The sequence below is a fragment of the Lactobacillus leichmannii genome, from assembly GCF_024701915.1.
GTDB lineage: Bacteria > Bacillota > Bacilli > Lactobacillales > Lactobacillaceae > Lactobacillus > Lactobacillus delbrueckii.
The window spans coordinates 1-7,415 of the sequence record NZ_QOCY01000034.1 but is presented as its reverse complement, the minus strand read 5'-3'; the positions used below and the strand labels follow the sequence as shown (position 1 = coordinate 7,415).

At 36.4% G+C, this 7,415-nt stretch carries 4 protein-coding genes and 1 pseudogene; 1 reads left to right on the top strand and 4 read right to left on the bottom strand.

Annotated features, from left to right (window positions below):
* Positions 1–154: 154 nt before the first annotated feature.
* The 4 genes from DS743_RS03460 to DS743_RS03445 all read right to left on the bottom strand — a co-directional run bounded on the left by DS743_RS03460 (position 155) and on the right by DS743_RS03445 (position 6,833).
* Positions 155–1,294 carry a class C sortase gene (locus DS743_RS03460; RefSeq protein WP_035184738.1) on the bottom strand — a complete coding sequence of 380 codons (1,140 nt, stop codon included), beginning with the start codon at positions 1,292–1,294 and terminating at the stop codon, positions 155–157.
* A 97-nt stretch (positions 1,295–1,391) separates the two neighbouring features.
* On the bottom strand, positions 1,392–2,915 hold the full coding sequence (locus DS743_RS03455; RefSeq protein WP_035184745.1) for a SpaH/EbpB family LPXTG-anchored major pilin: 1,524 nt from the start codon (positions 2,913–2,915) through the stop codon (positions 1,392–1,394).
* Positions 2,905–4,182: a pilin N-terminal domain-containing protein gene (locus DS743_RS03450; RefSeq protein ID WP_072544163.1), complete on the bottom strand. Its 1,278-nt coding sequence runs from the start codon at positions 4,180–4,182 to the stop codon at positions 2,905–2,907. Before DS743_RS03450 ends, DS743_RS03455 begins: the two co-directional genes overlap by 11 nt.
* Before the next feature lie 2 nt (positions 4,183–4,184).
* Positions 4,185–6,833, bottom strand: coding sequence for a SpaA isopeptide-forming pilin-related protein (locus DS743_RS03445; RefSeq protein WP_035184749.1), 2,649 nt, complete (start codon positions 6,831–6,833; stop codon positions 4,185–4,187).
* Between the two features lie 249 nt (positions 6,834–7,082).
* On the opposite strand from DS743_RS03445, the pseudogene DS743_RS09265 reads away from it, so the two are divergent.
* A pseudogene (locus DS743_RS09265) lies at positions 7,083–7,415 on the top strand (IS4 family transposase); the annotation flags it as partial.

Genomic DNA, 7,415 nt, shown 5'->3' with positions numbered 1-7,415 from the left:
TAGCTGCTGATATAGAGCCGCATGCGTAGTATCCGTGTCAGCATTATTAAGATATCATCATGACACTACACTAGTTATCAAGTGTTGCACTTCAATTTTAAATCGGGGAAATAGTCATGTTATACATTAAAATCCTAATTAATCTCCCTCATGATTATAAATCATCGTGATAAAGTTTGAACAATGATCTATTTTTATCTTTTAAATACATTTTAGCTGTCTGCTGATGAAGTTTTTTAATACCAGCAGTACACCCTATTTTATCATTAGGAAAAATTTCTTGAACGTGATACAATCCTCCTGGCAAGTTATTGAAGTTAACTTTGCCATCATCATCAGCTGTGACAATAAATTTTTTACCGTTTCGATAAATTGGTCTTCGTAATACACGTGTTTGTAATGCATAGGTAGTATTTTTAACAACATCACCTTGTTGACTTAAGCGATAAAAAATTAAACTAAATCGGTTCTTTCTTAACATTCCTTGGTGGATTAGTTTAATTATATATCCTAGAATTGCTAATAATAATAAAATAATGGCTATTAAGATTAATAACTGATTAGCATTATTTGCATTATTAGCATGGTTTACATCTTTTGCAATCTTAGGAGTATAAGGAATGCGGTACCCAGTTACCAATAGACGATGTGAATTTATCATGTAAGGGGTGCAGGTTAATAGGGTAGCCAAATCTTTACCAGAAATAATCTTTAAAACTGATGTCTGATTAGGCTTAACAACTTGTATTTTATAAACTTTATAAGCTAATTTCTTTTTGTATACTGTTAGAACAAAGATATTTCCCTTCTTAACATAATTCAAATCTGTAAATAGTTTTCTACTTGGTAGTCCACGGTGGGCAGCAATTACCGTATGCGTGTTTTTACCTCCCAATGGAAATGAAGTCCCTTGCAATACTGTAGCACCATAATTCAAAGTCTTCGCATTTGTTGTATCAAAAAGGGGCATATTTGCCTTTATCTTGGGAATACTGATACTGCCAATTAAATGCTTTTTGAGAGAAACCTGAGTTCTTTTGCTGCTACCAGCAAAGGGATCATTTTCTGGGTGTAAACCATTTTCAGCTAGTCTTCGGTTCCTAGTTTCTAATGCTTTTCTTTTTTGAGCAGACAGCTCACTATTAGTTTTATCTACTTCGTTAATACGTTGTTGGTCAATATAATTATTAATGGCTTCTACATAGAAGGGATATAATGCGATAATCACTCCAACAGTAAAAATAATTACCATAATAATTTTTAGCCAATTATTAGATGCCTTTTTATGATTCATATAGTCGGTGTCCTTTATTAATATTGGCTTATTAATAAAGATGAGGGAGTGCCAAATAATTATTGGCGTCCCCTCATCTTTGATCTAGAAATAATAATTAGATTTCTTCATGTTTTTTAATTGCTTTGTAACCACCAAAGGCAACAATCATAATGACAATACCAATGGCTAAAAAGATATAAATTCCTTTACCACCGGTACTTGGTAAAAGACCTTCTTTAGTGTTATCGATTGTGATCTTATTAGAATCGCCGAAAGAGCCTTGAGTGATACTAAATTTAACTGGGCTATCCAATTTCGCATAACCATCAGGGGCTTGAATTTCTAATAAGGCATAACTTTCACCAGAATCAAGCTTATCTGAATATGATAATCCCTTAAGTGCCACCAAACCATTTGCATCTGAAGTATACGTTGTGGCTTCTGTAGCAGAATCATTCCAAGTATAGGAACCATCAGATGCCTGCGTAGCATAAGAAACTATATTACCATTACTATCTACTTTTACTAATTGAAATTCAGCACCTGCTAAGGTCTTATTACTTTGAGAATCTTTCTTAACAAATTGAGCTCCACCGGTATAAATTCTTGGCCCATTGGCTGGGGTAGAAGTTATATTTGTACCGTTACCAATACTTAGTGTAGCTGTATTACCGATCGCTTTATCAGGAGTAGCATTATTGGTCAAAGTAGCTTTATAGGTAATGGTTAATGATTTTCCGGCTAAGGCTTGCACAGCTGCTGAAGTGGTCTTAAAGACAACTTGATACCCATTATCTTTTTTGTTAACTGTATAATCAGTACTTTTGGTTAAACCATCTATAGATACAGTACTTGCATCTATATCAATGCCTGTATCTGGCTTATCAACAACATTGAAAGTGTCTTTATCCTTAATATTCCAAGGAACATTAACTGTGATATTATAGCCGAAGCTTTTACCATATTGAGCGTTGTAAATGGTAGATCCATCAGGTAATGTAACTGCTAAGTCCTTCTTAGAAGCTTCATCTAGATCCTTAGTAATTGGGGTACTCTTAACATTCTTAGGATAAATTTGGATATCATGATTAATAGCTGATGTGTCAGACGTTTTATAAATCGGCATTGTCAAAACAATTGGTGCAGCTTGTTGAGTAACATCTGTAGGTGAATCGGTTTCGACAAACAAATAGGTTTGATAATTGCCATCACTATCTTTAAGATTCAAATTATCAAAAGCTGCAATACCATCTTCACCCTTAGAAGTAGCAGTTGTTTCTGTAGCAATAGCACTACCTGCATATGAGGGCAGATTATCACTATCTTTAGCATCAGATTGAATAGCAGTGACAGCATCTTGAGCAGAATCACCGCTCTTTCTTAATGATAAATAATGATCAGTTACATTGTAAGCTTTAAAGGTAACACCATTTAAACCAGTGCCACCAAAATCATTCATTATTTCACCAGTATTTTGCTTTGCTTCTTGAGCACTGTCAAATACCCGCTTATGCAAAGTGACCTTAACGCTATTATTAGTGTCTGCTGCGGATACTTTTTGTGGGGTTGCAAATGACAACAAAAGTAGTGGTAGGATCATAATTAACCCTGTAATTAACGATTTTAATTTACTTTTCATTATTTATTTCTCCTCTTCTATGATTAAATACGTAAATAATTATTCCCAATAATATCAATGCTATTCCCAGTAAAAAAAATTTTAATTGTTGCTCCCCCGTTTGAGGCAATAATCCCTTTATTCCTTTGCGATTAGCATTATTTGTCTTGTAATTACCACCACCTTTATCAACGTAACCGGGTTGAGAACCACCATTTTTACTGTGACTTCCATTCCCTCCACTTTTACCATTTGTTATGGTGTTAGAAGAGAATCTCCTTTGACAATTATAAATTCGTAAATCATGGTTATAGTAAACAGCCAAAGGAACTTGATAAGCAGATAAAGGTGGAATCCGAGAATGATTAACAATAATGTCCCTACTAAATCCTAAGTTGGTCAAAGATCCCGGTATCCAAACAGGTATATGACGAGCATAACTAGAAATTTTAAAGCCTTTGGCTGACTGAACTTCACTAAAGTAATATGTTCCTGGTGTGAGATCATACTTTCGTAATAATACCAAGCCACTTTTATGTGAGGATAATTTTAAAATCCGATAATCATTTTTAGGATCTGAGGAAGTTACCCAATCATTATTTATACCTAAATATTCTTTGCGATGATTATCTGCAAAACGATAAAATACAAATTTAGCTCCCCCTAAGGGAAATTTATTACCACAACTGTCTTTACCATATTTAAAGAAGTAGGGTGCCCTTCTAAGATTAGTAGCTTTTGTATAAATGTGAATAACTGACATTGGTTTCCCAGTGTTAGTGTTCCCAAATGGAAAACTAATAGCAATTGGCATCGCAAATGATTGCGTTCCAGAATTATCGTTATTATTCTGTACAATTAGATAAGCTTTATAATCGCTACCATTAACATCAAATGTACTAATCCCAGCATTGTTTGTAGTGACGTTGAATAATTTATGCAGTTTATTATCGATAATAAATTTTTGAATCTTAGTAGGACTCATCACACCAATTTTTTGAAATAAATTCTCAGGCGAGCGGTTGTGTGTTAAATAATCAGTGTATTTGGTCGTTAAATCATAAACACTAAAGGTGGTGTTTGCACCATCAACCATTCCATCATTGTAGTAATGCTCTTTACCATCGTTATTTACTTCAACAAAATTACCATCTTCACTAATACGATGATGTAAAACAATTTGAACATTATTTACATTGCTAGCTCCCTGAACTGGGAGCTTGATAATTGTCGAAATGCTAAGGAAAGTTAAGAATGTAATAACTACAAACATTAATTTCTTCATCATTTCTACACCTCCCATCTACGACGGGAGATGAATATTATTCCCGCAGCGGTAGTGATCATTATTATCAAACCAGTAACTAATATAATAGTGATTCCCGGACCACCCGTTGCTGGTAATTGGCCTGACGTGGGAGTATCAGGAACGGTTAAACTTATAGTATTATTACTATTGCCAGCAGTCAATTCAGAATTACTATCATATCCATCTGGTATAGTAACTTTACCGGTGTTATCAATGCTAAAATTAATGCCACTAGATAATGGGGCATAGTCAGTAGGAGCTTTAGTTTCACTGAGGACATAGTTACCTGGCTGAAGATTATTAAAAGTAAAAGTAGCCGTATCCCCAGACTCATCAGGTTGAATAGTTTGATTAGTATCAGAATTTGTTAATTGAAATTCAGCACCTTTAACTGACTGATTAGTTACTTTATCAATTTTATTAACTGTCAAAGTAAAAGGCTTAATATTATCATGCTTAGCATAGGTTAATATGTCATTACCATTTTGATTATTAACATAGAAACCATCACTGGAAGGTAATGTATTATTTCTTATTGGAGTTCCTTGCTGATCTAGCCATTGCCCATTTTCGGTTACTTGAAATTTAATGGTTGAAGCATCCAAAGAATAACCCACTGGGGCGGTACTTTCCTTTAATTCATAATAACCAGGCTTGATTGGAATGGGATTATCATTACCATTGATTGATTCAGGGGTAAATGAACTATCGGTTGCTTGCCAATTATCAGTATCTTTGACTAGTGTAAATTGTGAACCAGTTAAAATATTACCACCTGAATCAAATTTTTGTACGGCTAATCCCAGTTCATTATTTGTTATTGTAAAATTATTTAATACTTGGTTAATTGATGAAGAAAACCCTGCAACGTTATCTTCGCTTAAATTATAAGTAAAGTCTTGCCCGTGATTATTAAATTTAGGTAGGTACACATTCGAATTATTATGACTTAACTTGTCAAAAGTTCCTGTCCAGTTTTGAGTTTTAGACAAACTACCAGTTGCCTGAGTCCAAGCATTATTATCTGTCGTATTGCCTCGATTAACTGTAAAATCAATACTATCAGGAATTTTATTATCATTTGGAAGCATATTCCATACTTTATTGATAGTTAACTTTGTCCCCGGTGCCTTAGCGGAAGGAATACCAAAATCTACTTTATTGCTAGGATCATCACCATTCGGGGTTAGAGTAGTTTCACCATTCATTTGATACCATTTATCAGGGACAAAATTATTAGACTCGGTGTTAATCCTCTCTTGATAATGGATTTGAACTTCCTGATCCCGACCCAAGTTCATGTGATTCACCGTCAATTGACCATCTTGGATCGCCGCACTTGGCAACTCACTTGCTGGCACAGTTTGCTTGCCGACACTCGTAACGGTCGCCTGGTTGTTCGCATATTGAAATTGCGTACCAATCGGGTCTGTGATCGTGCCATCGGCGACGGTATTAAATTTTTTGATAATATCCTTTGCCTGATTTTTCAAATAAGCCTCAACAGCATCGGCACTATCAGCATCTTCGTATAAATCCGGTGAACTGGTAATAAGCTGCATGTTTTTGCGTATTTTTTCTTTCGTCATGTAGTAGCCGTCGTCAGCCAGTTGGATGCCTAACGCGTGCACCTCATTACCACTATCCTTTGCTATCTTGGCCTCACCCAATGTTGCTGGCCAAGTATCATATATACGATTACCTGAATTATCGGTGTATGGCCATCTAAGCCTTGCGGTATTTCCTGGTTCATCTCTGCTGGATCCAAAATTAGTGCCATACAATGTGCCATTTATCCACTCTGAATTTTTCACCTTGTCAGAAAAAGTCGGCACGCCATCAGTTAACAAAATCATCATTTTTTTATTGCCACTGGTGTCCGCATTCAGCATGGCTGATCCTTGCCGCAAACCAATCTGCGTATACGTACCCCCTTGAAACTTTGGACTCAATGCATTATTAATCGCTTTTTGCTGGTCGGCATTACCTGCTTTGCCTAATTTGCCTAATTCGACACTAATATAACCCGAGTTGCCACCGATATAGCCGGGACTAGAAAACCCAATTAAGCCAACATTGACGTAATCACCTAGACCGGCGTTTTGAATAGAAGTCAAGAAATTCTTAACGCCAGTACGAACAGCATCAGCTCGATTCGTGCCTCTGCTGTTTGACTCCATTGACCCAGACATATCAACAACTAAGACAATATCTACAGGCTTGACATTTTGCTGTGTATTGCCTTTGACGTTCAAATAAACGTCGTACAATCCGGGGGTATTCGTCTCTTTAGCATATTTTCGAATCTGATAATCAGGATTATTGGGGTCACCAAATTTCAGGTAAGAGTTCGTGGTATCAGTCGCATCACCATTCCATTTTGTATTGTTATCCCACCCTGAAACTTGATCCCCGCCACGTTGATTGATTACATTTTGTTGTCCCGTGACCTGCCACGAATTTGTCGGATAGGTACCATTAGCATCGGTTTGATAGGTTGGGCGAATGTTAGCAGCGGCTGTCACAACTGAACTGCCACTTGTCACTAAGCCTGTTAACATACTCATCAAAATCAATAAGAACGCGAACAAATGCCCAGTTCTCACCACTTTAGCTGTCATCTTCGTCACATTTTTACCCTCCTCTCAAGTGAAATTTTAGCCACTGACAGTGCAATCATTCATGCGCTTACAACTCGAAAGTTTTGAGCTATAGACTGCACAAGTCAAATATACATCAATTAACTTAAACTTCCCACTTGCAAACGTGGGCTCGTACCTTGAAAATTCAATAGTTTAGCCAATAAAAAGCACAAGGCCTTTGTTCGCTTGATATAATTCAACTACAACATCATCAATATCAAACGAAAGGCTTGCTCTATGTCTAGTTTACCATCATTCGATACTGAAAATAAACCTAAAATTTCTCGTTCTGTTGAAAAGTTCTTCAAGGACTACAAAGTTATGGAGCTTCTCCGCAGATGTGGGCTCCGCAAGTCCAAAGGAATCCCGCTTTGGTCGATCCTTTCATACATCTTCAGTAATGTGTTTCGAGACAGAAGCATGTACATGCAACAGAAGTCCGGCAAGTGTACTGCTGGCTTCTCCAAAAACACCTACTATCGATTCATGCAGAACCCACATATCAACTGGCTTCGCCTCACTATTCTGCTAGCTGAGAGGATCGTCAATGGGCACCTGAAAGATCTGACT